This window comes from Streptococcus sp. 29892, from assembly GCF_032594935.1.
In the GTDB taxonomy this organism is placed as follows: Bacteria; Bacillota; Bacilli; order Lactobacillales; family Streptococcaceae; genus Streptococcus; species Streptococcus hyiners.
Map to the genome: position 1 here is coordinate 1,206,128 of NZ_CP118734.1, position 24,389 is coordinate 1,230,516.

The window sequence follows — 24,389 nt, forward strand, 5'->3', positions numbered from 1 at the left end:
CAAAACCTCTTAACACAATAAAACTCAAATCTTGTCACAATTTTTGTGACAAAGCAATCTTCAAAAATAAAAAAGACCAATGCATTGGCAAGAAGCCAGCTACATTCGTCTTTATATCTATCTATTATTCAACCGTAACTGCTTTTGCAAGGTTACGAGGTTTATCGACATCCAGACCACGCTGGAAGGATGCATAGTAGGCAATCAACTGAGTTGGGATCACCATAGAGATGCTTGACAAGAATGGATGCACCTTGTTAACAACAATATCATCACCTTCACGGTCCAAGCCTTCTTCCACCACGACCAAAGTGTTAGCACCACGGGAAACTACCTCTGCGATATTACCACGCGTGTGAGCGGCAACTTTTTCATTGGCAGAAAGCAGAGCGATAACTGGAGTACCGTCTTCAATCAAGGAGATGGTTCCGTGTTTCAATTCTCCAGCCGCAAAACCTTCTGTTTGAATGTAAGAAATTTCTTTTAACTTTAGAGCTGCTTCAAGAGTTACATAGTAATCTGTACCACGTCCGATATAGAAAGCATTACGCGTCGTTGCCAAGAGTTTTTCAACCTTGTCTGCAATCAAGTCTTTCTCAGAAAGGGTCGCTTCGATAGACTGAGCAACGATGGACAACTCATGTACCAAGTCAAAGTCGATGGCTTCTTGTTTGCCATTTGCTTCACCGACAGCTTTTGACAAGAAGGCAAGAGCAGCTACCTGAGCAGTGTAGGCTTTTGTAGAAGCTACCGCAATTTCAGGACCTGCGTGGAGCAACATAGTGTAAGTCGCTTCACGTGAAAGAGTTGAGCCAGGTACGTTTGTAATAGTCAAACTTGGAATACCCATTTCATTGGCACGCACCAAGACCTGACGGCTATCTGCCGTTTCACCTGACTGGGTCAAGAGGATAAAGAGTGGCTTCTTGCTAAGAATTGGCAAATGGTAGGCCCACTCAGACGCCACGCCCAACTCAACAGGGGTATCTGTCAAGGCTTCAATCATGTTCTTAGAAGCAAAACCTGCATTGTAAGAAGTACCTGCCGCCAAGATATAGATACGGTCTGCTTCTTGCACAGCCTTCACAATCGCAGGGTCAACTGTCATCTTACCGTCCGCATCTGCATAGGTTGAAATCAACTTACGCATAACAGTTGGTTGCTCGTCAATCTCCTTGAGCATGTAGAACGGATAAGTCCCCTTACCGATGTCTGACAAGTCCAATTCAGCCGTGTAGCTGCCACGCTCAATGGCATTGCCTTCATAGTCTGTTACTTGAACACTGTCTTTGGTCACGATTACCAATTCTTTGTCATGGATTTCCATATATTCACTGGTTTCACGAATCATAGCCATGGCATCTGAGCAGACCATGTTGTATCCGTCGCCCAAACCAATCAAAAGTGGAGATTTGTTTTTGGCAACGTAGATGACATCAGGATTTTCAGCATCAATCAAGGCAAAGGCATAAGAACCTTGGATGATATGAAGAGCTTTTTTGAAGGCTTCCAATACAGACAAGCCGTCTTCTTCTACGAATTTCCCAATCAAATGAACAGCAATTTCTGTATCTGTCTGACCTTTGAAATCATGACCAGCCAAGTAGTCGTTTTTCATTTCGAGGTAGTTTTCGATCACACCGTTGTGAACAAGTACAAAACGACCTGTTTGTGAGGTATGTGGGTGGGCATTGTCCTCAGTTGGTTTACCGTGAGTTGCCCAGCGCGTATGACCGATTCCTGTTGTTCCCTCAGTCTTATCGCCAACTTTTGCAGATAATTCAGCAATGCGACCTACTGCTTTTACCAAGTGAGCCTGCTCCCCACCTGTTACGAAAATACCTGCTGAATCATAACCACGGTATTCTAATTTTTCAAGTCCTTGAATCAAAATATCAGTTGCGTTTGTATTTCCAACAACACCAACGATTCCACACATATCATTTCACCTACGATGTTTCTTAACATCGGCTTTCATTTTTTCATAAATTGGTCTAGTCAACTTTTTTAAGAAAAAGACCAGTGAAATCAGTATATAACAAGTCATATCTATTGTCAAGAAAAAAATTGGTCTAGTCAGATTTTGAAAATAAACCAGAAAATTGATTGAAAAAAAGACCAGTCCTACTGGACCAGTCCTGTCTTGATAAAGCCAAATTCTGAGAGGGGACTTAAACGGAAGGTCAGTCGCCCAATAATCTGTTTTTCAGCAATTAAACCAAAGCTACGGCTGTCCTGTCTATTTGTCCGAACGTCGTTCAGAACCAGATAATGCTTTTTGGGAATACTGATATGTTGGCCACCAGTCAGGGTTGTGAGATTGAAATCTTCTGTATAACTCTCTTGAGAAGACGGAGTATGCAAATAATTCTCTGCAACAATCACATCGTTTTTATATAAGACATCATCCATATATGTAACTGTTTCGTCTTCTATGGCTATAATGCGACTGACATATTCTTTACCTTCATGCCTATAGAGAACGAAATCCCCATGTGTTAAGTCAGCCTTGCGAACAGTTACAATAAAGTCGCCTTCTTTGATATAGTCATTTGCCATCTGGGATGTGATAGTTACTGGTTCAAAAAACCATACTCTCAAACCAATCAATCCTAAAATCAACAGAATGACCAAACTTATCTGCTTTACTAAATCTCTCTTTACCATAATCTCTCCAATCAATACTATTATACCATAAACTCAGGCTATCCATTGATAAGATGATGGTATATTTCCTCTGCAATGACTTGATTTCCAAGAGGTGTCAAGTGCAAGCCATCGCTATAATATTCCAAATGCCCCTTGGTTAAGGGATAGAGGTTGATAACTGGCACATCCAATTCCTGACCAATTGCTGCAATAATGACTTGTAATTCGTCTTCAATAATCTGATTATTGAGCCCGAAGCGACTGGTTGGCACGAATGGTGGAATGACCAAGTAAAGATCTGGTTGACTAGGTAAACTCAAGTACCGCTCTGCCATTTCCTTGTATTCGCTAATAAATCGCTCCTTATTCCAGTAAGGACCACGGCTGTCATTACTGCCAATCATGATAATGACAATGTCCGCCTCGCTCTCAAGGGACAACTGGGCATTTTTCTCTTTAAAATAGGGATAATCCGACGTCGACTGAAGCGAACGGCCGCTCAAACCGAAATTAGACACCTGATAAAGATGCCCCAGCTTCTCTGCTAAAATACAAGGATAGGCATCTTTTTCACGGTTCTCCAGTCCGTAACCGTAGGTCAGGCTATCGCCAACTGTTGCAACTTTTATGGCCCCACTTCCGACTGTCAGGACCTCTGGATACATAATATCTGACACGTGAACTCCTCTGTTTTTCTTATTTATCTATTGTACCATCTTGAAAAAAATAAATAAACCCATGAATTTGTGATATAATGAACATATGAAAAACGTGATGATTATAGGCGGAGGGATTGTCGGCTCAACAGCCGCCTTCTACCTCTCCCAAGATGAAACTGTCAACCTCACCCTCATTGACCACGGTGTCGGCACCGCTACCCGTGCTGCTGCTGGGATTATCTGCCCTTGGATGGCTCAAAAGAAAAATAAAGATTGGTATAAACTGACTTCCGAAGGCGCAGTCTTCTATCGCAAATTAGTCGCAGATTTAGAGGCTACTGGAGCCAAGGATATTCCTTTCAAGCAAACTGGAACAATCGGCTTGAAGAGCAAGCCAGAATTGCTAGAAAAAATCCAAAAGATTGCGGAAGACCGCCGTGTCGATACTCCCACCATTGGTCAAATTACAAGCTTGCAAGGCGAAGAAATCAGCGATTATCTCCCTCTCCTCAAACCTGACTTTTACGGCATTCATTTAGAAGGAGGCGGCCGTATCGATGGTGGGCGTTTGATTGACATTTTGCAAGAAGAAGTTTTGAAAAATGGCGGAGCGCGTCTACAAGGACAGGCAAAATTGCTAGACGCTCACACTATCGAACTAGATGGACAAGAGCTGACAGCCGACCACATCATCCTAGCTACAGGTGCCTGGCTACCACATATCCTAGAACCTCTTGGTTATCAGGTTGATGTTCGTCCACAAAAAGGACAATTGTTAGAATTAGATACCCAATACGACACTAATAACTGGCCAGTCTGTATGCCCTATGGGCAAATTGACATCTTGCCTTTCGAAAATGGCAAAATCATCATTGGAGCTACACACGAGGATAAGATGGACTACGACCTGACACTTGACCCGGAAAAAGTCCAAGCTATGCAAGATAAGGCTGCTGAATTTATGCCAGACCTAGCCAACTATTCCGTTGCCAGAACACGGATCGGAACCCGTGCCTACACTTCAAACTATGCACCATTTTATGGTAATATCGAAGACATGAAGAATGTCTGGGTTGCTAGCGGTCTAGGTTCCTCTGGTTTGACAAATGGTCCATTCATCGGCTGGCAGATCGCGCAAGAAATTTTAGGGAAGGAAACCAGTTTCGACCGTACTGCCTATTCACCTAATAACTATATCCAAAAACTATAATATAGCTAAAAGGCCACTCGCTATGAGTAGCCTTTTTATTTACTGTTTCCTTTTTAAAAATGATGAAGCCAATAACCAGTAACTCATTAAGCCCGTCACTAAGAGAGCAAAAACAGCCAAATAAGGCAAGGGAACATGGCTACTCTCCATTTCATCTTTTGAGTCTATCATTACTTTTACTAGTTTTTCCTGTGTAGATGTATCTTGTTGTTGGGACAGTGTACTTCCAATTTTAGCAAGGCTAGCATCTTGTTGTCCATCTACTGTTTCATTTTTGAAAATCATCTCATCATGGCTTACGAAATACCAGCCATAATTTATAAGTTCGAATCTAGTAGATTCTTGAGAGGCTGCTTCCAAATGATTTAAATGTTTTAACTGAAGAGAAGGAAATTCATTATCATTAACACTAGTTATCACATGAACCGTCTCCGCCATCCTATTCCTTGATTCACTTACATTTTCTATTTTTGTATCTTTCTCTTTGATAGTACTGCTAAAAATTGAAATGTATCCTACTTGAAAATCATGTCGAACTGAATCACCATGAATGGATAGATGACCTAAAGGCAAATCATGTCGAACTGAATCACCATGAATGGATAGATGACCTAAAGGCAAATCATGTCGAACTGAATCACCATGAATAGATAGATGACCTAAGGGCAAATCATATTTAACTGAATCACCATGAATAGATAGATGACCTGAGTGCAATTCGTATCGAACTGAATTACCATGTATAGATAGATGACCTGAGGGCAATTCGTGTCGAACTGAATCACCATGTATAGATAGATGACCTAAAGGCAAGTCATATTTAACTGAGTCACCATGAATAGATAGATGAGCTAAAGGCAAATCATGTCGAACTGAATCACCATGAATGGATAGATGACCTAAAGGCAAATCATGTCGAACTGAGTCACCATGAATAGATAGATGACCTAAAGGCAAATCATATCTAACTGAATCACCATGAATGGATAGATGAGCTAAAGGCAAGTCATATTTAACTGAGTCACCATGAATAGATAGATGACCTAAGGGCAAGTCATATTTAACTGAATCACCATGAATAGATAGATGACCTGAGGGCAATTCGTGTCGAACTGAGTTTCCATGAACAATAAGATTCCCAAACGGTCTATCGTAAGCTAGAGCTTGCCCAACAGATTTCATGGGAATCCGTAAACTTTGCAGAGCGGATTGCAAGATTTCTGATAGTTCCTGCTTTTCCCTAACTTGATTGATTTGCTCCAGACCCTCAAGATATGTTTCTTTGATTAGGGCAATATAAGACCTTTCTTCCTTCTCCGAAAAACCCTCTTGATCACGAATAGCTTGGTGTAAGACTAATTTAGCTTCAGAAAGCTTCTGTCTAGCAGTCTGTTTTTCATCTTCCAATCCATTGAAATAAGTTTCCCAGTGCTTCCTACCAAGATTGATGGTATGAACGTAGTCCAAGTGTGAACCAAAAGAATTTCTGACAACATTATTATTCAGACGAGGATTTCCAGAAGTATCACGGGTAATACCCATTCGTTTCAAACCAATGGGACCATGCTGATCATCAGAATCCGTAATGTAGACCGCACGAATTTGCCCCTTATCATCATACTCTGCTCCCCATACCGTTACAATATGAGTAGTCGTCCCAAAGGTTCTATAGGACAGGCCAAGCAAGCTTTGATTTTCTAAGTTGGTTCGAACCAAATTCCCAAAATAGCGGTAATCTCCACTATACATTCGGTCAGTCAGCTTTTTCTCGTGAAAGACCTCATGGAAAAAACCACCCCGTTTATCTGGCACTAAATCTGGATTTTCTAAATTGACCCCTCCATGATTTTTAGGGGAGTAGCCATTGATAAATAAGTCCACCAAAGCATCAGACACAAAACCATTCAAGCGGTGCCCATAGTAGGTCTTGAAAAGGTTAAAAATACGGCTATTTTGTTGGTCTTCAAAAGAATTTGGATAGCGTCGTACATCCGTCAAAGGATAATCTTGCTGATTTTCTGCTGAACTATATTTTTCCTCAATGAAACGCTGAACATACGGACCATTCTGTTCCAACCACCAATGCAACATATTAGAAGAAACGGCAGCAAAACACAAGTTCAAATCTTCTAAGGAAGCATCCAAGCTCTTATTTGCATCATAATAACCCTTTCCGGCTATATAAGGCATGGTATACTCAATGAATTCTCCCGTTACTTCTTTTTTAAAATCACCACCTTGCCCCATGCTAGGAGGCGTTATACCTTGTGCCCAAATAATTTCTCTGTACTGACCATCTTCGCTAGTATAAAAACTGATAGGCTGTTCAACCACATCTTTCTGAACTGCTACTGGTAGATTAGAAGGGAGGCTACTATCTTCGTGCTCAGGGATGACCATCGTCTCCAAGTCTGCATGGATTTCGATACTAGTAGGATCTAAAAGCTGATCAACATTCGGTTCAAGCAACTCATTTTCCTGCTCAGAAGGGGCTACTTCATTCTCACTAGCTTGAGCTAGGTTGTCACTTTCCACTAAAATATTCAGACCTGTAAGCGCGCCAGCATTCTCTTGCTCTTCTGCCTCCTCTATGATTTCAAGCGACTGTGGTACCAAAGCTCCCTCCACCTGGATAGCTTCTCCTTCCAAAGCAGAAATCATTTCTGCCTTGGCAGATAGAGTAAATTGATTGGTAAGAAAAAGAAAAGCTACTGGAACTAAACCAACTGCTAGTTTTCTCAACGAAAAACGAATGTGAATGCCCATATGTCCATCTCTTTCAACTTATTCACCTCATATTATATCAATACAATTTGAATTTTGCAAAATCATACCATATATTCAAACAAAAAGCCTATCATTCAAACTAAGGAGCTTGATTGAATAGGCTTTTTCTTTATACATTATTTTACAGTGCGGATACGCATAGTGTTTGTTGAACCAGCAACACCTACTGGAACACCTGCAACGATAACAATATCATCGCCTGCTTCAACCAAACCTTGCTCTTTAGCAACACGCTCAGCCAAGTCAAACATATCATCAGTTGAAGCTGGTTTTTCAGTCACAACTGGAATGACACCCCAGTTCAACATCATTGATTTTTGAACTTTTTCAGTGAAGGTTACAGCCAAGATGTCTGAATCTGGACGGTATTTAGAGATAGCACGTGCTGAATAACCAGTTTCAGTAACAGTAACAATCAACTTGATGTTCATTGAATGGCAAGCATCCTTAACAGCTGATGCAACAACCTCTGTCTTAGAAGCACGATTGAAGTTATCTGAATTCAAACGACCGTATTCGTTCAAAAGAGTTTGTGCATTCTTAGCGATTGCTGCCATTGTACGAACAGACTCAACTGGGTATTTACCGTTTGCAGACTCACCAGAAAGCATTGTAGCATCAGTACCGTCGATAACAGCGTTAAATACGTCTGAAACTTCTGAACGAGTTGCACGTGGTTTTTCAGTCATTGTTTCCAACATGTTTGTCGCTGTGATCACTGCTTTACCAGCTGCATTCACTTTCGTGATAATCATTTTTTGGTAAACTGGAACCATTTCAAATGGAACTTCGATACCCATGTCACCACGAGCAATCATGATACCATCTGAAGCTTCAATGATTTCATCAATGTTGTCGATACCTTGTTGGTTTTCGATTTTTGAGAAGAGTTGAACGTGCTCATTACCTGTTTCTTTAAGGATGTTACGCACTTCTTCTACGTCTTTTGCAGAACGAACGAATGAAATAGCGATAAAGTTCAAACCTTGCTCCAAACCGAAGCGGATGTCTGCGTTATCACGATCTGCAAGCGCTGGGAAAGGAATTTTAGTGTAAGGAATGTTTACACCTTTTTGTTTAGCAATAACGCCGTCGTTTTCAACAACTACTACAAATTCACGTTTTTCAGCATCTTTTTCAACAACAGTCAAGCCAAGCTTACCATCGTCAACAAGAACTTGTTTACCAACTTCAACATCATCAAAGACATCCAAGCCACCAGCAACGTTCAAAGCGATGACTTCACGAGTTGACTTGATACCTTGCTTAGTTGCAACACGGATTTTCTCACCAGTTGTGTAAGCAAACTCTTTAGCTTCACCTTCAAACAATTCTGTACGGATTTCTGGACCTTTTGTATCCAACAAGAAACCAACTTTTTTACCAGCGATTTCTTCTGCACGACGTACAGTCGCCATACGATCACCTTGCTCTTGGTGGTCACCATGTGAGAAGTTGAAACGGAATACGTTAGCACCTTCAGTAATCAATTGGGCAATATTTTTTGCTGAAGCTTCAACATCTAGTTTTTCACCCCAGTAACCATCTTCACCGAATTTTTTACCGCCACGGATTTCTACCGCAGGACCAAGGGTTGCAACGATTTTTACACGTTTATTCATCTAACAAAAACTCCTTTTAAATATACTGGTCTTATGACCCTAGTTAACAAATGTATTCAGAAATTAGAACGAGATTTCTCTGTTCAAGGTAGCAAGACCCAAGTCAGCCTTGTGTGGGTTGTTGACAATGATCTTACCATCTTCTGTCAAGCTGAACAAGGCTCCTTCTTCAGCTGTACCAAGGATTGGGTTTTCAACCATTTGCTCATTTCGGATACCAACAGCAAGACCACCGCGACCTTCTTTGAGCAATTTAACAGCATGAGCACCCATGCGTGAAGCAAGGACACGGTCACGCGCAGTTGGTGAACCACCACGTTGGATGTGACCTAGTTCCGTTACACGAAGATCACTCACATCACCAGCAGCCTTCAATTCTTCAGCGAATTGGGTAACAGGCATAACACCCTCAGCCAAAACAACAATACTGTGTTTCTTACCAGTTTCATAGCCTTGCTTGATTTTAGCAACTACATCTTTGATATCAAAGTCTTCCTCTGGAACAACGATAACATCTGCACCAGCAGCGATACCAGACCAAAGAGCGATATCACCTGCATGACGACCCATTACTTCGATAACGAAAGTACGACGGTGACTAGATGATGTATCACGGATCTTATCAATAGCATCCATAGCAGTTGTAACAGCTGTATCAAAACCGATTGTGAAATCTGTACCAACGATATCGTTGTCGATTGTACCAGGTACACCGATTGCAGGGAAACCATGTTCTGTCAAACGCATAGCACCGTGGTAAGAACCATCACCACCGATAACAACAACACCTTCAATACCGTGTTTTTTCAACTGCTCAATCCCTTTCAGTTGGCCTTCCAACTTGGCAAATTCTGGGTAACGAGCAGAACCAAGGAAAGTACCACCACGAGAAATGATGTCACCAACTGAACGGATTGTCAATGGGTGAATATCACCGGCTACCATACCAGCGTAGCCTTCGTTGATACCATAGACCTCCATCCCTTCTGAAATTGCTTGGCGAACAACTGCACGGATGGCAGCATTCATACCAGGGGCATCGCCACCACTGGTCAAAACACCAATACGCTTCATTTCATTTGCTCCTTTTACTTTTCAATTTAACTGCCTTATTATAACACACTTAGGCAGAACTTGCTTGACTTTTTGCCATTTTTTAACGAAAAACCGTTTTCATGACAAATTCTCTCAACTCTTCCTCTAATTGAGGCGTTTTCATAACCTTATAATGCTCCGCTTGAATAGTCTGATTGGTATCTTGATAGTGGAGAATGACCGGAATACTTCCCTTATATTTTTCCAAAATCCGAGCAACTGCATGGTCATGCTCCCTGTTTTCCAACAAAATCCAAAATTTTTCCAGACTGACTGGCTCCATTTGTTCTAAAACCAGTTGCATTTGTCCATCTCGCTCCTGTACCCTTCCTGTCATGTAGGCAATTGTCCCTTCTCTCAGGTCTTGAGAAAATTGACGATAACTTTCTGGAAAGAGCGTCACATCCAGCTTTCTCTTGGTATCGGTTACCTGAAGAAAGGCCATCTGTTCACCCGTTTTCTTAGTCCGAATCAAGCGGATGGATTGAATTTGTACTAGGATGGTCACCCGACTAGCAGCCACCAAATCAGTTAGGTCTGTAAGAGCTCGCTTGGACTCACGGCAGATGTTGACCAAGGGATGTGGACTAATACCAACTCCCAACAAGCCCTGTTCCAATTCGAATTTTTCAGCCTCACTAAAATCCTCTGCCTCCGTCCAGCTATAATTTTCCTCCGCAAAAAAGGTCCCAAATGCCTCAGCAAAGACAAAGAGATTGTCTAGGTTTTCTAGAATTTTCTTTCTATTGCTTTCAAACTCATCAAACAAACCGATTTGAATAAGAGGGAGCAAGAGTTCTTTCTTCTTATAATTGTCAGGAAGTTTCAAGACAAAATCTTCCACAGACTTGTATGGCCGTTGATCCAGTATCCAGAGGGCAAAATCCTTAGGCAGACCTTTCAAGGTTTTCAAGCCCAGAAAAATCTGATCCTTGTCAAACTTATCATAGTAGGGTACGGTATTGATAGATAACTTGGCAACTTTAAAGTCAAATTGCAAGGCATCCTCGATGTAAGCACTGCTTGAATGATTGAGCATGACGTCAAAGAAGACATCTGGATAATGGCTCTTAAAGTAGGCCATCTGAAAGGCTAGGGCCGAATAGGCATAGGCATGACTGCGGTTGAAACCGTAACCTGCAAACTTGGCCATCATGGCAAAAATTTCTCGGGCTTTTCCTTCCTCATGCCCCCGCTCACGCGCACCTGCCAGAAACTCGTTTTCCATGGCCTGCATTTCTTGGACATTTTTCTTGGACATGGCCCTACGAAGCAAGTCGGCTTTCCCCAATGTAAAACCTGCATAGACCTGAGCTATCTGCATAACCTGCTCCTGATAGAGCATGATGCCGTAGGTCCCTTCCAAAATCGGTGCAATGGATAGATCCAGCAGGTCAATTCTTTCCTGCCCATGTTTGCGTTTGACAAAATTATCCGAGTAATCACTGGCACCAGGTCGGTTCAAACTGGTAGTGGCTACCACATCCTCAAATCGCTCTGGGCGAACCCGTTGTAACAGGCTAATGGCACCCGGTTGTTCAAACTGGAAAATCCCCTTGGTCTTTCCCGCTGCAAAGAGTTCCAAGGTTTTTCTATCTTCTAAATCAATCTGGGCAATGTCAATTTCTTTCTGGTAGCGTTCTCGAACCCCTTCTGCCATTTTTTGTACAAAGGTCAGATTTCGCAGACCAAGAAAGTCCATCTTGAGCAAGCCATTGGCCTCTACTGCATGGGCGTCATACTGGGTCACCAGCATATCATCCCCTATTTTCAAGGGAATGGTATTTGTCAATTCCTCGTCACTCATGACCACACCGGCTGCGTGAATGGAAGTCTGACGGGGTTGGCCCTCGATTTGCTGAGCAATGGCAAAGGCTTTTTGGTACTCGACTTTACTGTTGATAATCTGCCGGAAGGCTGCGTTACGTTGATATGCTGATGAAAGATTATCCTTAAATGAGATTTTCTTGGTAATATTGGTCAACTCATACTCAGGAGTTCCAAAGCGTTTGAAAACATCGCGAATGGCCTGCTTAGCACCAAAGGTTGAATAGGTCACGATCTGGGCAGCGTGAGTCCTACCATAGCGATCCCGTACATAACGAATAAAGTCAGGGCGATGAATATCTGGAATATCGATATCAATATCCGGCATGCTATAGCGTTCATTATTTAAAAAGCGTTCAAAGAGCAGCTGGTGTTTAACGGGGTCAATACCTGTAATATTCAAGGAATAGGCAACCAAGCTCCCCACCGCAGAACCACGTCCCATCCCCATATAGTAGCCTTGACTACGTCCAAAGCGGAGCAGGTCCCAGACAATCAAAAAATAATCATCAAAGCCCATCTCGTGAATAATGGACAACTCTCTTTCCAGGCGTTCCTGATAGACAGCCCCCGTCAATCCTTTTTCTTCCAAGCCCTGATAGGCTTTCTCCTGCAATTCTTCCACCGCAGGTCGTTCACGGTTGAAACGAGGTAACTTCAAGTCAGTGTTTAATTGGTAGGAAATACCTGCTACCAAATCACGCAGATTGTCTAGCGCCTGAGGAAAGCGACTGGAAAATAGACTGGTTAAACTATCCGCAGATAAAAGAATTTGTCGCTTGTCTATATCCGCCACTTGATTGAGTGGCACATTATCCCGAATGGCATGAAGAAACTGCAAGCTCTCCAACTGTTCCTCTTCAAAGAAACGAACGGTATGCATAGGAAAAATCGGGCCATGAAAATCTTGAACAGGTGTATCCCTTGTCACTCCGACATAATAATCCAGCCCAATATCCAGCTCTTCAATCCCTGAAAAGTAGGGAATGATGATAGCGATATCCACTAAATACTGGCGAATATCTTCAAAGTTATCCTGTCCAGTCATTTTTGCAGTCGATATTTTCAAGAGATTTCGATAGCCCTTGGTGGTCAAGGCAATCAACTGAGTTGTCACTTCTCGCTCCTGCCCCTCCAACTGCCAGTCCAATTCACAACCGATGATTGGCTGTATTCCTGCCTTCTGACAAGTTTCCATAAAACTGTAAGCCGCATATAGACTATTCTTATCCATCATCCCCAAGGCTTGGTAGCCCAGCGACTTGGCTCTACTTACATATTCTTCAATGGTCACCATGCTATCCATAAAGGTATAGACGGTTTTTGTATCTAGTTGTGCCAGCATGGTCTTCTCCTTTTTATTTCTTCTATTATACCAAATATTCTAGGAAAATTTTTTCAAGAAATGCAATCAAAAGACTTGCAATTTATCATGTTTTATTGTATTATTTTGTTAGAACATAGGTATTGGCGAAAAATGCCTAGAAAGGAAAGAATAATGGCTTGGAAATTTGACAACAATATGCCCATATATATTCAAATCAGTAATACTATAAAATTACAGATTGTGACCAATCAATTGAAATCGGGAGATAAATTGCCAACCGTGCGTGACTTGGCTGAAATAGCTGGCGTCAATCCAAACACGGTGCAACGGGCCCTGTCTGATTTGGAAACGGAAGGATTTGTTTACTCGGTTCGTACAACAGGACGTTTCGTCACAGACAATCAAGAATTGATTTCACAGACCCGCCTGCATTTGGCACAGAAAGAACTTGAAAACTTTGTGACCAATATGCTGGACTTGGGCTTCAATCAAGATGAATTAACCCACCAGTTAGATGATTATTTGAAAGGAGTGTCTTATGAATAACGCATATACCCTGGTCGAATTACAACAGGTTTCAAAATCCTATGGCGGTGCTGTAGCTCTCAATAATGTTAACTTGAAATTGACTGCTGGTAAGATTATTGGACTTTTGGGACCAAATGGTTCTGGTAAGACGACGTTAATCAAACTCATCAATGGACTATTGCAACCTGAGTATGGTCAAGTCCTTATCAACGGTCGCACTCCATCACCTGAAACCAAGGCAATCGTATCCTATTTGCCAGATACGACCTATCTTGATGAAAGCATGAAGGTTTCTGATGCTATCACCTTCTTTACAGATTTCTATGCAGACTTTGACAAGGAACGTGCCCTCCATCTCTTGCAAGACTTGGGAATTGACTTGAACAGCCGTATGAAACACCTGTCAAAAGGGAACAAGGAAAAGGTTCAGCTGATCTTGGTAATGAGCCGTCAGGCACAACTCTATGTCTTAGATGAGCCAATTGGTGGTGTTGACCCTGCTGCTCGTGATTATATTTTAAAAACCATCGTCAACAACTATTCGCCTACTGCCTCTGTTATCATCTCCACGCATTTGATTTCAGATGTTGAACAAATTCTGGACGAAGTAATTTTCCTTCAATATGGTAGCGTTATTCGCCATGAAAACGTGGATGACCTTCGTATTGAAAGTGGCGAGTCCATTGACGAACTCTTCCGCCAAGACTTTAAGGCTTAGTTAGAAGGAGATTGCTATGTTTAAGAAATTAGTCAAATATGAATTTCAATCCGTTGGAAAATGGTATTTAGGAATTTATGCTGGGGCTTTAACCCTATCTGCCATCCTTGGATTCTGGTTACAAGCTTTGAACCTACGAACACAAGCTGGAACCACTGAACCTGGAGGTGCTGAAATGGTCCTTTTCGGTACATTCTCAATGACCTTCGGTATCTTAATTGCAGCACTTGGTTTATCCACCTTTTTCATGGTCATCAATCGTTTTAGAAAAAATGTCTATGGCCGTCAGGGCTATTTGACCATGACCTTGCCTGTCTCCAGCCACCATATTATTTTAAGTAAACTCTTGGCATCTTTAGTTTGGTACTTTTTAGCAGGAGTTACCATTATTCTTTCTATCGGGATTGTTTTAGCGGTGCTCATGCTCGGAACTGAGGAAATCATGATTCCTGAATTGCATACTGTTGTACAAGCATTAGACTGGTCTGTGATTTTTGCTCATTTATTTTATTCACTTATCGAGTCAACAATGGGAATCTTGCTCATCTACTTCTCCATCTCTGTCGGTCAACTGTTTAAAGACCACCGACTACTGTTTGCCATTTTAACCTATATCGGCATTTCAATTGTAGTTGGTGTGTTTGGAACTCTCGTTTTTACCAACAACCTTGAGAACCTTTATAATGCAGCACAACCATTATACCCAAGTCCTATCTTAGCCTTGATCAATATTATTCTGGCCTTTGCCTACTATTTTGGTACACACTATATCATGACTAAGAAATTGAATTTGCAATAAGAAAAAGCTCTTTGCCTGTCGTTCTGACATGGCCTAGAGCTTTCTTTTTACAAATTATACTTTTGAGCTAGGACATCAAGTAAGTTTGCCTTTTCTTCCTCACTGGCAAAGCTTGCTTGGATAGCATTTCTATTGAATTGATAAAATTCGTCCTTGGTCGTTCCAAAATACTCTACAAATAGCTGATATTCTTTATTTAGGTTTGTATTGGAAACCGTTCGATTATCAGTATTGATGGTAATATTTGCTCCCGCTTGAACCAGCTGTTCATAGGGGAAGTCTGCTAGAGTTTGAGCTGCTCCGGTCTGGAGATTTGAAGTCAGGCACATCTCAAGCGTTGCTCCGCTATTGACAAAAGCCTGAATAACCTCAGTTTGACCACTAAGAGCCGTTCCGTGTCCAATCCGCTTGATACCCAAGGCCAGAGCTTGGGCTACATTGGTCACGCAACCACACTCACCAGCATGGAAGGTCATGGGGTAGCCTAGAGATTGTGTGTAGTCAATCAACTCAGCCAACTCTTGAGTTGGGTAGTCTGCTTCATTTCCAGCAAAATCAAAGCCAACCAATCCTTTCGGTGCCAAATCAGCAATAACCGAAAAGATTTCTCTGGTCTGACTTGGATCAGTTTGTTTCAGGCCACAGACCAAGAGCTTGGCAACTATACCAAAATCATTCTGAGCCTTTTCCATCCCACGCAAGACTGCATTCACAGCTTCCAGGATAGTCAAACCCTTGTCAGTCGATAATTCTGGTGCAAAACGTAGCTCAATATAAATAACCCCATCCTCTGCTGCTTGACGTAACACATCGTAGGTAGCTAATTCTAATGCTTCTACGGTTTGTAAAAGCGGACGGATAAAGTCAAAGGTTTTCAAATAGGTCATCAAGCTATCAACCTTGCCCTCTATACTGACCAATTTTCTGAGTTCCTCATCCTTGTCTGGAATGGAAATTTCTGCCAGTTGGGAAAGTTGTCGGATTACCGATAAAGATAGGGAACCATCCAAATGGCAATGTAATTCTGTCTTGGATAATTCTTGTACATTCAACATCAACACTTCCTCTTTCGTAAGTATATTGTTAACTATCATATCACATTTTTGACAAATTACAAGACAATTTCTACAAAAAATGAACATTATACTTATTAGATAATTTCAAGTGCAAGAAAAAAAGAACGATTTCCATCGTTCTTGCCATACGGAAGACATGGGATTCGAACCCACGCACGCTGTTACACGCCTACCGCGTTTCCAACACGGCCTCTTGAGCCTCTTGAGTAATCTTCCATATATGGAGCTGGTGGGAGTCGAACCCACGTCCAAACACCTGCTAACTTATTCGTCTACAACCATAGGTTATGTCTTGCTTTAACTTGGGCTCGATACATAACTCAAATCCAGACCAAGCGAGTTAGTATATCTCTTTTGGGACAGCCTAACTCAGCCCCAACGTAGCTTGTTATTTTAAGACCAATCAGCAAACACAAGCAATTCGCGACTGGTCACGCAGGCAGGTTATTAAGCTGCTAATGCGTAAGTGTTTGTATTTTTTGCAGTTATATTTAACTGGCATTTTTACATCTGCCGATGGGTTGCAGAACAAGCCTCATAATGCCTGTCGAATCCGTAACAACCCCTTAGGTTTGATACGAGAATTATTATAGCAGATTTTTTCATAAATAGCAAAGCTATTTTTTACAATTTTAAAATTTTTTGAAATATGGTACAATGTTATTATGTATAAATTTTGGCAAAAAACGATCCAAGTATTAAGTGTTGTTACACTTATCGGGACATTTGTTTTTCTTTTTTGGTTATATAAAATTGGTATTTTAAACGATCAGAATGTCTTGTCCGATTGGATTAAACATCAAGGTGCCTTTGGTAGCTTGTTTTTCCTAATCCTACAAATTATTCAAGTTATTTTCCCAATCATACCAGGCGGGGTCACTACCGTCGTTGGATTTCTTGTTTTCAATTTCTGGTGGGGATTTTTCTTAAATTATGTTGGCATATCCGTCGGTAGTATTATTCTCTTCTGGTTGGCTCGTCGTTATGGAAAAAAATTCTGTTTACTGTTTATGAGTGAAGAAACTTTTTTCAAATATGAGAGTAAAATAGATAATAAACGTGGTTATGAAATTTTCTTCATTCTATGTATGCTCTCACCCATTTCACCTGCTGATATTGTTGTCATGATTTCAGGCTTAACCAGTATGAGCTATCGAAAATTTATCACTATTACACTTCTCTGTCGTCCATTTTCCATTGTTGCCTACAGCTTCTTTTGGATTTATGGAAGCCAATTTTTGCAACAAATCCTTAAATAATAGACGAAATAGCCTTATCATCTGACAAGGCTATTTTGTTTATTCCGAAATACGTCGATACATATGTGGTCTACGGTCTCTAAAGAGTCCCCAGTCTAAGCGCTCACACGCACCCTTATCCAAGTCATAAGTAGCTAGCAAGACTGTTTCGTCCTCCCGTCCAGCCTTGGTCAAAATGTCTCCTGTCTCATCTGTCAAGAAAGAGGAACCGTAGAAACGCAAGCTAGAAGACTGTCCACCATTTTCTGCAGAAGGTTGTACTTCTTCCAAGCCAATCCGATTGGCCGCAATGACCGGGGTGATATTGGCCGCCGCATGGCCCTGCATGGTCCGCTGCCAATGACCTTGGCTATCCGTGTCCAAAATCGGCTCCGAACCAATGGCTGTTGGATAAAAGAGCAATTCCGCCCCATTCAAAGCTAGGCAGCGGGCGGTTTCTGGAAACCATTGATCCCAGCATATTCCGATACCAATCTTGGCATAACGAGTTTCCCAGACTTTAAATCCAGTATTTCCAGGTGTGAAGTAAAATTTCTCCTGGTAATAATGGTCGTCAGGAATATGGGTCTTGCGGTAAACTCCCAAAACTGTCCCATCCGCATCAATAACTGCAATCGAGTTATACAGGCTATTTCCATCTTTTTCATAGAAGGAAATAGGCAAGACCACCTGTAACTCCTTGGCAATAGGAATAAAGTGCTGAACAGCATCATTTTCCTCTACAGACTTGGCGTAGTTGTAATAATCATACTGGCGTTCCTGACAAAAATAAGGACGCTCAAAGAGTTCAGGCAGGAGAATAATCTGCGCGCCCTGCCCAGCAGCCTGTCTGACCAAACGCTCTGCGGTCGCCAGATTTTCGCTAAGATTCTGACTACACTGCATCTGGACAGCTGCTACAGTAACATTTCTCATAATTTCAATCCTTTTCGTAAGTTCTTTATGGGCGATACAATGGCTCTGAGACAAGGAAGACCGGAGCCGGCTATACTGGAGTATGCCAATCCGGCTTGACGCTGTATCAGAGTCATTTAGCCCCATAAAGGGGAATCTGCTGGGTGATACAGTGAATATTCCCACCCCCAAGCAGGATGTCACGGGCTGGTATACCGACGACTTTTCTGGTAGGAAAAAGCTGCGCGAGGAGCTCAAGTGCCTGCGCATCATGCTCATCAGTAAACTGAGGTACCAGAACCGCACCGTTGCTGACGTAGAAATTCACATAGGAAGCCGCCAAGCGTTCGCCTGCAGTTCGTTCTTCTTCCCCCTCTTCATAAACATAGCCTGGCAAATCCTCTTCTGTCACCAAAATGGGATTTTGGGGAATTGGCAGTTTGTGGACGGTCAACTTTCTGCCCTTGGCATCAACCTCTTTTTCCAAATAGTCCAAATCGGCCTTGGACATGGCATATTGGGGATCTGCCTCATCATCTGTCCAGGCTAAAACTATCTCAGCTGGACCAACAAAGGCCGCAACATTATCTACATGCTCATTGGTTTCATCGTTGAAAATGCCGTAAGGAAGCCAGAGAACCTTTTCAGCACCTAGACTATCTAGAAGCACTTGCTCAATCTGGTCCTTGGTCAGATGGGGATTACGACCTGGGCTGAGCAGGCAGGATTCGGTCACCATGATGGTTCCTTCGCCGTCACTATGGATGGCTCCACCTTCTAGGACAAAGGGATGGACATCATGGACTGGCAGACCGATGGCCTGACTAAATCGACTAGCCACCTGATCATCTGCTTCGTAGTCCTGATAAAGACCATCATAGCTTCCGCCCCAAGCGTTAAAGGCCCAATCGACAGACAAAGCTCTGCCATTTTCATGGACCAAGACCGTCGGACCTGTATCACGCGCCCAAGCGTCGTTGGTGGGGATGTCCAGGTAGGTTACACCATCACCCAGCATGGATTGTGCCTCCTCACGGTGTGCCTCGTCCACCAAGAGATAGACCTGCTCGCTTTCAGCAATGGTTTTAATGACCTGACTAAAGGCTTTTTTTGCCCCCTGACCATCAAAGGGCCAGGATCCTGGGCGAGTCGGCCACACCATGAGGGTACCATGATGGGGCTCATACTCAGCTGGCATGCGGTAGCCAGCAGCTTTTGGACTTTCTATCATGACAACCTCCCCTTGAAATCTCCATAGCCAAATTCTTTGATAATACGGCAGTCGCCTGTCTGATCCATCAAGACCAGACTTGGCAGACCGATGCCGTTGAAGGTATTGTTTTTAACAAAAGAATAGATGGCCATGTCCTCAAAATAGAGTTTGTCACCAATCTCCACAGGCTTTTCAAAGGAATAATCGCCGATGATGTCCCCCGTCAGACAGGTATTGGAAGATAGTCGGTAAGTATAGGCCTTTTCACCAGCCTCAAAGCCATGGCGAAGCGGTGGGCGATAGGGCATTTCCAAGACATCCGGCATATGGCAGGTAGCCGATGCATCCAGAACCAGGGTTTCAATGCCATTTTCAACGATGTCTAAGACCTCAGTCACCAGATAGCCTGCATTGAGGGCAATGGCTTCTCCTGGCTCGATATAGACTTCCAGCCCATAAGTTTCCTGCATGTGTTGGATTGAGGAAATCAGCAATTCTACATCATAATCTGCTCTGGTCACATGATGGCCTCCGCCCATATTGAGCCATTTAATACGGTGTAGATAGGGGCCGAATTTGTCCTCAACAGCATCCAAAGTGGTTTTCAAATCATCCGAATTTTGCTCACAGAGGGTATGGAAATGCAGGCCATCCACCAAGTCCAGCAGGTCTTCTGAAAACTGGTCAATGCGAACACCAAAACGAGAGCCTGTTGCACAGGGATCATAGAGGGCATGTTCACCTTGGGTGGAACATTCTGGATTGATCCGCAGGCCGACACTAACTCCAGCTGCTCTGCATTTGTCCGCATGCTTGCGGAGCTGGCGCGCTGAGTTAAAAACGATATGGTCTGCAATTTCCAAGATTTCATCCAAATCCGCATCCTTAAAGGCTGGGGCAAAGACATGGACTTCGCCCCCAAATTCCTCACGACCCAGCTTGGCTTCATAGAGACCTGATGCGGTGGTTCCAGCTAGGTATTGGCTAATCAGCGGATAGGTGGCATACATGGAGAAGGCTTTTTGAGCCAAGAGTACCTTACAGCCTGTACGGTCTTGAACAGACTTGAGAATTTCTAAATTGTTGACCAGCTTGGCTTCATCAATGACATAGGCTGGTGTTGGAACTTGTTCAATTCTCATCTAGTCCACCAAAACAGGATTTTCTACTACCTGCCAAGGCAGACCATATTGATTGAGCAAGTCCATGAATGGATCTGGATCCAATTCCTCCAAGTTGTAAACGCCTGGCTTCTTCCAAGTTCCGTCCATGACAAGCTTGGTTCCAATCATAGCTGGCACGCCAGTTGTGTAGGAAATAGCCTGTGAACCAACTTCCTTATAGCACTCTTGGTGGTCACATACATTGTAGATGTAAATAGTCTTCTCTACACCGTCCTTGATGCCTGTGAAAATACAGCCGATGTTGGTTTTCCCAACAGTACGTGGACCAAGGCTAGCTGGGTCTGGTAATAATGCCTTGAGGAATTGGATTGGCACCACTTCTTGTCCGTTGAAATTGATTGGGTCTGTCCGCAAAAGACCAACATTTTCCAAGCACTTCATGTGGGTCAAGTAGGATTGACCGAAGGTCATGAAGAAGCGGATGCGTTTGACACCTGGAATATTCTTAGCCAGCGACTCGATTTCTTCGTGATGGAGGAGGTACATGTCTTTTTGACCCACTTCTGGGAAATCGTACTCTCGCTTGATAGACATGGCTTCAACTTCCACCCATTTGCCATTTTCCCAGTAGGAACCTGGTGCTGAAACCTCACGCAAGTTGATTTCTGGGTTGAAGTTGGTCGCAAATGGATAACCGTGGTCTCCACCGTTACAATCTAAGATGTCGATGTAATGAATTTCATCAAAATAGTGCTTGAGTGCGTAGGCTGAGAAAACGCTGGTCACCCCTGGATCAAATCCGGATCCCAAAAGAGCTGTCAGGCCTGCTTTTTCAAAACGCTCCTTATAAGCCCACTGCCATGAGTAGTCAAAGTAAGCCGTAAATCCTTCTTCTGCACAGCGTTTTTCGTAAATAGCCCTCCATTCTGGATCCTCGGTGTCCTCGCACTCGTAGTTGGCCGTGTCGATGTAGTCCACACCTGTCGCCAAGCAGGCATCCATGATGGTCAAGTCTTGGTAGGGAAGGGCCACATTCAAGACTGCCTTTGGCTGGTAGCTTTCAATCAAGGCAATCACTTCTTCTACCTTGTCCGCATCCACTTGGGCAGTTTCAATTTTTACGGACGTTTTTTCTTCCAAAACAGCCTTCAAATCATCACACTTGGACTTGGTCCGGCTGGCAATCATGACTTCCTTGAAGGTATCTTCTGCCTGGCAAACCTTGCTGATGGCAACTTGGGCAACTCCGCCACAACCAATAACTAACAAACGACTCATTATTTTTTCTCCTCTTCTTCTAAAATGTCTTCCACGTATCGAGGCAAGAGAAATGCTCCGATGTGGAGGTTAGCGGTATAGTATTCTGTGAAAAGCTGGCGCGCTTTCCATTTTTCCTTGTCAAAATCTTCTATAGGATGGTATTTTTTAGAGGCAAAGCCAAATAACCAATAACCCGCCGCAGATGTCGGAATATGGGCCTGATAAACACGGCTGATAGGGAAGGATTGAGTCGCCTTCCGATGCATGGAACGAAAGGCAGACTCATCTTCGTCATAAAATGGTGAGCCATGTTGGTAAACCATGATGCCATCTTCCTTCAAAGCTCGGTAGGCGTTTCCATAAAATTCCTTAGTAAATAGCCCTTCCGTATGTCCAAATGGATCAGTCGCATCATTGATGATGATGTCATATTCGTTTTCACAGTTGCGCAAGAAACGCAGACCATCCTGTAAATAAACCTCGACCCGCTCATCTTCCAAGCCAGAGGCATAGTCTGGGAAATACTGACGACACACTTCAACCAACAACTCATCTGGCTCTACTACATCAATGCGTTCGATTTCAGGATACATACTGAGAACTTGGGCTACACCACCATCTCCTCCACCCAAAATCAAGATTTTCTTAGGATTGGGATGAACTGCCATGGGCACATGGACAGCCATCTCATTGTAGACAAAGTCATCTGCATCCGAGAATAAAACACGACCATTGAGGGTTAATATTTTTCCAAAGGCTGGTGAATCCAGTACAGCAATATCCTGAAATTCACTCTTGCCAGCGTAGAGCTGCTGGCTGGTCCGAATGGATAACTTGACATCTGGTGTTTGGACTTCTGAAAACCACATTTCCATCTTTAGCCCTCCTTTATAACGTTGATGTAGTTGACATCTGGATCTTCCGTACCTTGGACGGAGCAACCGCGCTCCTTGGCAAAGATGATGTAGTCAACAATTTCTTGGGTCACTCGTTCACCTGGTGCTAAAAGCGGAATACCAGGCGGGTAGCACATGACAAATTCCCCACAGACCTGACCAACTGCTTCTTGCAGGGAACGGCTTTCACGCTCTGCATAAAAAGCCTGCTGCGGTGACAATACCAGCTGCGGCTGGATGTATTCACCTGAAATCAGGTCCGAACCATCTCGTGAATAGAGACGCTTGATGTCAGCCAAAGCACCCACCAGCCGCTCAATGTCCTGCAAGCGGTCACCGATGGAGATATAGGCCAAGATATTGCCAATGTCGCCAAATTCAATCTGGATGTCATACTCATCCCGCAACAAATCATAGACTTCAATCCCTGTCAGACCAATGCCCTGCGTATAGATGGAGAGCTTGGTCACATCAAAATCATGCACCGTTTTACCATCAATCAATTCCTTAGAATAGGCATAGTAGCCACCGATTGCATTGATTTCACGACGAGCATACTCAGACATTTCAATGACTTTTTCAAAAGACTCTTTCCCTCGAAGGGCCAAATTTCTCCGTGAAATATCCAGACTAGCCAGCAAGAGATAGGAAGCGGATGTAGACTGGGTCAGATTGATAATCTGGCGGACATACTCCACATTCATATCAGGACCGACCAAGAGGAGCGAGCTCTGGGTCAGGCTGCCGCCTGATTTGTGCATGGAAACAGCTGCCATATCAGCTCCCACATCCATAGCTGCCTCTGGCAATTGGTCCGAAAAATGCAAATGAGCTCCGTGGGCCTCATCTACCAAAACTTTCATACCCGCTGCGTGAGCTTTCTCAGTCAAGGTACGCAGGTCCGAGCAGATACCATAGTAGGTCGGATTGTTGATCAAGACAGCAACCGCATCAGGATGCTCAGAAATCGCCCGTTCAAAAGCATCATTTTCCAAGGCAAGAGCAATACCAATCCGTGGCTCCACGCTCATATCCACATAGACCGGGATGGCACCACATAGAACCAGGGCATTGAGGGCTGACTTGTGGACATTTCGAGGGAGGATAATCTTATCGCCTGCCTTACAAGTCGCCAAAATCATTGTCTGGACAGAAGAGGTTGTCCCTCCAACCATGAGAAAGGCATGGCTGGCACCAAAGGCTTCTGCCGCCAATTCCTCGGCCTCCCGGATAATGGACACAGGATGCCCTAAGTTATCCAAGGGTTTCATGGAATTGACATCAATCCCCACGCATTTTTCGCCAAGTAGTTCTACTAATTCAGGATTTCCCCGCCCCCGTTTGTGTCCAGGCACATCAAAGGGAACAATCCGTTTTCGGCGTAACTGTACCAATCCCTGATAAATAGGGGCTTGGTGTTGATTTTTCATATCGAAAAACTCCTTT

The 24,389-nt window shown here is 43.2% G+C and carries 19 protein-coding genes, 1 tRNA gene and 1 other RNA gene; 5 read left to right on the top strand and 16 right to left on the bottom strand.

Features of this window, described 5'->3' with window-relative positions; translation table 11 throughout:
• Window positions 1-124: 124 nt before the first annotated feature.
• The 3 genes from glmS to PW220_RS06085 form a co-directional block, all read right to left on the bottom strand.
• Window positions 125-1,939 (bottom strand): glutamine--fructose-6-phosphate transaminase (isomerizing), encoded by a 1,815-nt coding sequence (gene glmS / locus PW220_RS06075; protein WP_248055138.1) that lies wholly within the window; start codon window positions 1,937-1,939, stop codon window positions 125-127.
• Between the two features lie 185 nt (window positions 1,940-2,124).
• Window positions 2,125-2,667 carry a signal peptidase I gene (lepB, locus tag PW220_RS06080; RefSeq protein WP_105117972.1) on the bottom strand — a complete coding sequence of 181 codons (543 nt, stop codon included), beginning with the start codon at window positions 2,665-2,667 and terminating at the stop codon, window positions 2,125-2,127.
• A gap of 38 nt (window positions 2,668-2,705) precedes the next feature.
• Entirely contained in the window at window positions 2,706-3,326 is a 621-nt protein-coding gene (locus PW220_RS06085) for a GDSL-type esterase/lipase family protein (RefSeq protein WP_248055137.1), read from the bottom strand.
• Window positions 3,327-3,411: 85 nt separating this feature from the next.
• Here PW220_RS06085 and PW220_RS06090 point away from each other — a divergent pair, with 85 nt between their 5' ends.
• Window positions 3,412-4,518 carry an NAD(P)/FAD-dependent oxidoreductase gene (locus tag PW220_RS06090; RefSeq protein ID WP_248055136.1) on the top strand — a complete coding sequence of 369 codons (1,107 nt, stop codon included), beginning with the start codon at window positions 3,412-3,414 and terminating at the stop codon, window positions 4,516-4,518.
• Window positions 4,519-4,557: 39 nt separating this feature from the next.
• Here the strand turns inward: PW220_RS06090 and PW220_RS06095 are convergent, their stop codons facing one another.
• The 4 genes from PW220_RS06095 to PW220_RS06110 form a co-directional block, all read right to left on the bottom strand.
• Window positions 4,558-7,284 (bottom strand): IdeS/Mac family cysteine endopeptidase, encoded by a 2,727-nt coding sequence (locus tag PW220_RS06095; protein ID WP_248055135.1) that lies wholly within the window; start codon window positions 7,282-7,284, stop codon window positions 4,558-4,560.
• Between the two features lie 137 nt (window positions 7,285-7,421).
• On the bottom strand, window positions 7,422-8,927 hold the full coding sequence (gene pyk, locus PW220_RS06100) for a pyruvate kinase (RefSeq protein WP_248033257.1): 1,506 nt from the start codon (window positions 8,925-8,927) through the stop codon (window positions 7,422-7,424).
• A gap of 63 nt (window positions 8,928-8,990) precedes the next feature.
• Entirely contained in the window at window positions 8,991-10,001 is a 1,011-nt protein-coding gene (pfkA, locus tag PW220_RS06105) for a 6-phosphofructokinase (RefSeq protein ID WP_105117977.1), read from the bottom strand.
• 82 nt (window positions 10,002-10,083) lie between these two features.
• Entirely contained in the window at window positions 10,084-13,194 is a 3,111-nt protein-coding gene (locus PW220_RS06110) for a DNA polymerase III subunit alpha (protein WP_248055134.1), read from the bottom strand.
• A gap of 153 nt (window positions 13,195-13,347) precedes the next feature.
• Here PW220_RS06110 and PW220_RS06115 point away from each other — a divergent pair, with 153 nt between their 5' ends.
• Genes PW220_RS06115 through PW220_RS06125 form a run of 3 tightly spaced genes read left to right on the top strand, consistent with a single transcriptional unit; the run spans window position 13,348 to window position 15,221 of the window.
• Window positions 13,348-13,722, top strand: a complete 375-nt coding sequence (locus PW220_RS06115) for a GntR family transcriptional regulator (protein ID WP_024378875.1) — start codon at window positions 13,348-13,350, stop codon at window positions 13,720-13,722.
• A complete protein-coding gene (locus PW220_RS06120; RefSeq protein WP_024379421.1) occupies window positions 13,715-14,422 on the top strand; it encodes an ABC transporter ATP-binding protein in 708 nt (235 codons plus the stop codon). The genes PW220_RS06115 and PW220_RS06120 overlap by 8 nt, the downstream gene beginning before the upstream one ends.
• A 16-nt stretch (window positions 14,423-14,438) precedes the next feature.
• The gene (locus tag PW220_RS06125; RefSeq protein WP_248055133.1) at window positions 14,439-15,221 is read left to right on the top strand and encodes an ABC transporter permease; all 783 of its coding nucleotides are present in this window, start codon (window positions 14,439-14,441) and stop codon (window positions 15,219-15,221) included.
• A gap of 47 nt (window positions 15,222-15,268) precedes the next feature.
• On the opposite strand, the gene add is transcribed toward PW220_RS06125, so the two are convergent.
• The 3 genes from add to ssrA form a co-directional block, all read right to left on the bottom strand.
• On the bottom strand, window positions 15,269-16,276 hold the full coding sequence (add, locus tag PW220_RS06130; protein WP_398582924.1) for an adenosine deaminase: 1,008 nt from the start codon (window positions 16,274-16,276) through the stop codon (window positions 15,269-15,271).
• A 149-nt stretch (window positions 16,277-16,425) separates the two neighbouring features.
• Window positions 16,426-16,513, bottom strand: a tRNA-Ser gene (locus tag PW220_RS06135).
• Window positions 16,514-16,515: 2 nt separating this feature from the next.
• Window positions 16,516-16,863: a transfer-messenger RNA gene (gene ssrA, locus PW220_RS06140) on the bottom strand.
• 99 nt (window positions 16,864-16,962) lie between these two features.
• Between ssrA and PW220_RS06145 the strand changes: the two genes are divergently transcribed.
• Entirely contained in the window at window positions 16,963-17,556 is a 594-nt protein-coding gene (locus tag PW220_RS06145; protein WP_248055131.1) for a TVP38/TMEM64 family protein, read from the top strand.
• A gap of 39 nt (window positions 17,557-17,595) precedes the next feature.
• Here the strand turns inward: PW220_RS06145 and aguB are convergent, their stop codons facing one another.
• The 6 genes from aguB to PW220_RS06175 all read right to left on the bottom strand — a co-directional run bounded on the left by aguB (window position 17,596) and on the right by PW220_RS06175 (window position 24,373).
• Window positions 17,596-18,471: an N-carbamoylputrescine amidase gene (aguB, locus tag PW220_RS06150; RefSeq protein WP_248055130.1), complete on the bottom strand. Its 876-nt coding sequence runs from the start codon at window positions 18,469-18,471 to the stop codon at window positions 17,596-17,598.
• Window positions 18,472-18,583: 112 nt separating this feature from the next.
• Window positions 18,584-19,681, bottom strand: coding sequence for an agmatine deiminase (aguA, locus tag PW220_RS06155; protein ID WP_248055129.1), 1,098 nt, complete (start codon window positions 19,679-19,681; stop codon window positions 18,584-18,586).
• Window positions 19,678-20,805, bottom strand: a complete 1,128-nt coding sequence (gene nspC, locus PW220_RS06160) for a carboxynorspermidine decarboxylase (RefSeq protein ID WP_248055128.1) — start codon at window positions 20,803-20,805, stop codon at window positions 19,678-19,680. Before nspC ends, aguA begins: the two co-directional genes overlap by 4 nt.
• Window positions 20,806-22,065 carry a saccharopine dehydrogenase family protein gene (locus PW220_RS06165; protein ID WP_248055127.1) on the bottom strand — a complete coding sequence of 420 codons (1,260 nt, stop codon included), beginning with the start codon at window positions 22,063-22,065 and terminating at the stop codon, window positions 20,806-20,808.
• Window positions 22,065-22,922 (bottom strand): polyamine aminopropyltransferase, encoded by an 858-nt coding sequence (gene speE / locus PW220_RS06170; RefSeq protein WP_043024956.1) that lies wholly within the window; start codon window positions 22,920-22,922, stop codon window positions 22,065-22,067. Before speE ends, PW220_RS06165 begins: the two co-directional genes overlap by 1 nt.
• 2 nt (window positions 22,923-22,924) lie before the next feature.
• Entirely contained in the window at window positions 22,925-24,373 is a 1,449-nt protein-coding gene (locus PW220_RS06175; protein WP_248055126.1) for an aminotransferase class I/II-fold pyridoxal phosphate-dependent enzyme, read from the bottom strand.
• Between the last annotated feature and the right edge of the window lie 16 nt (window positions 24,374-24,389).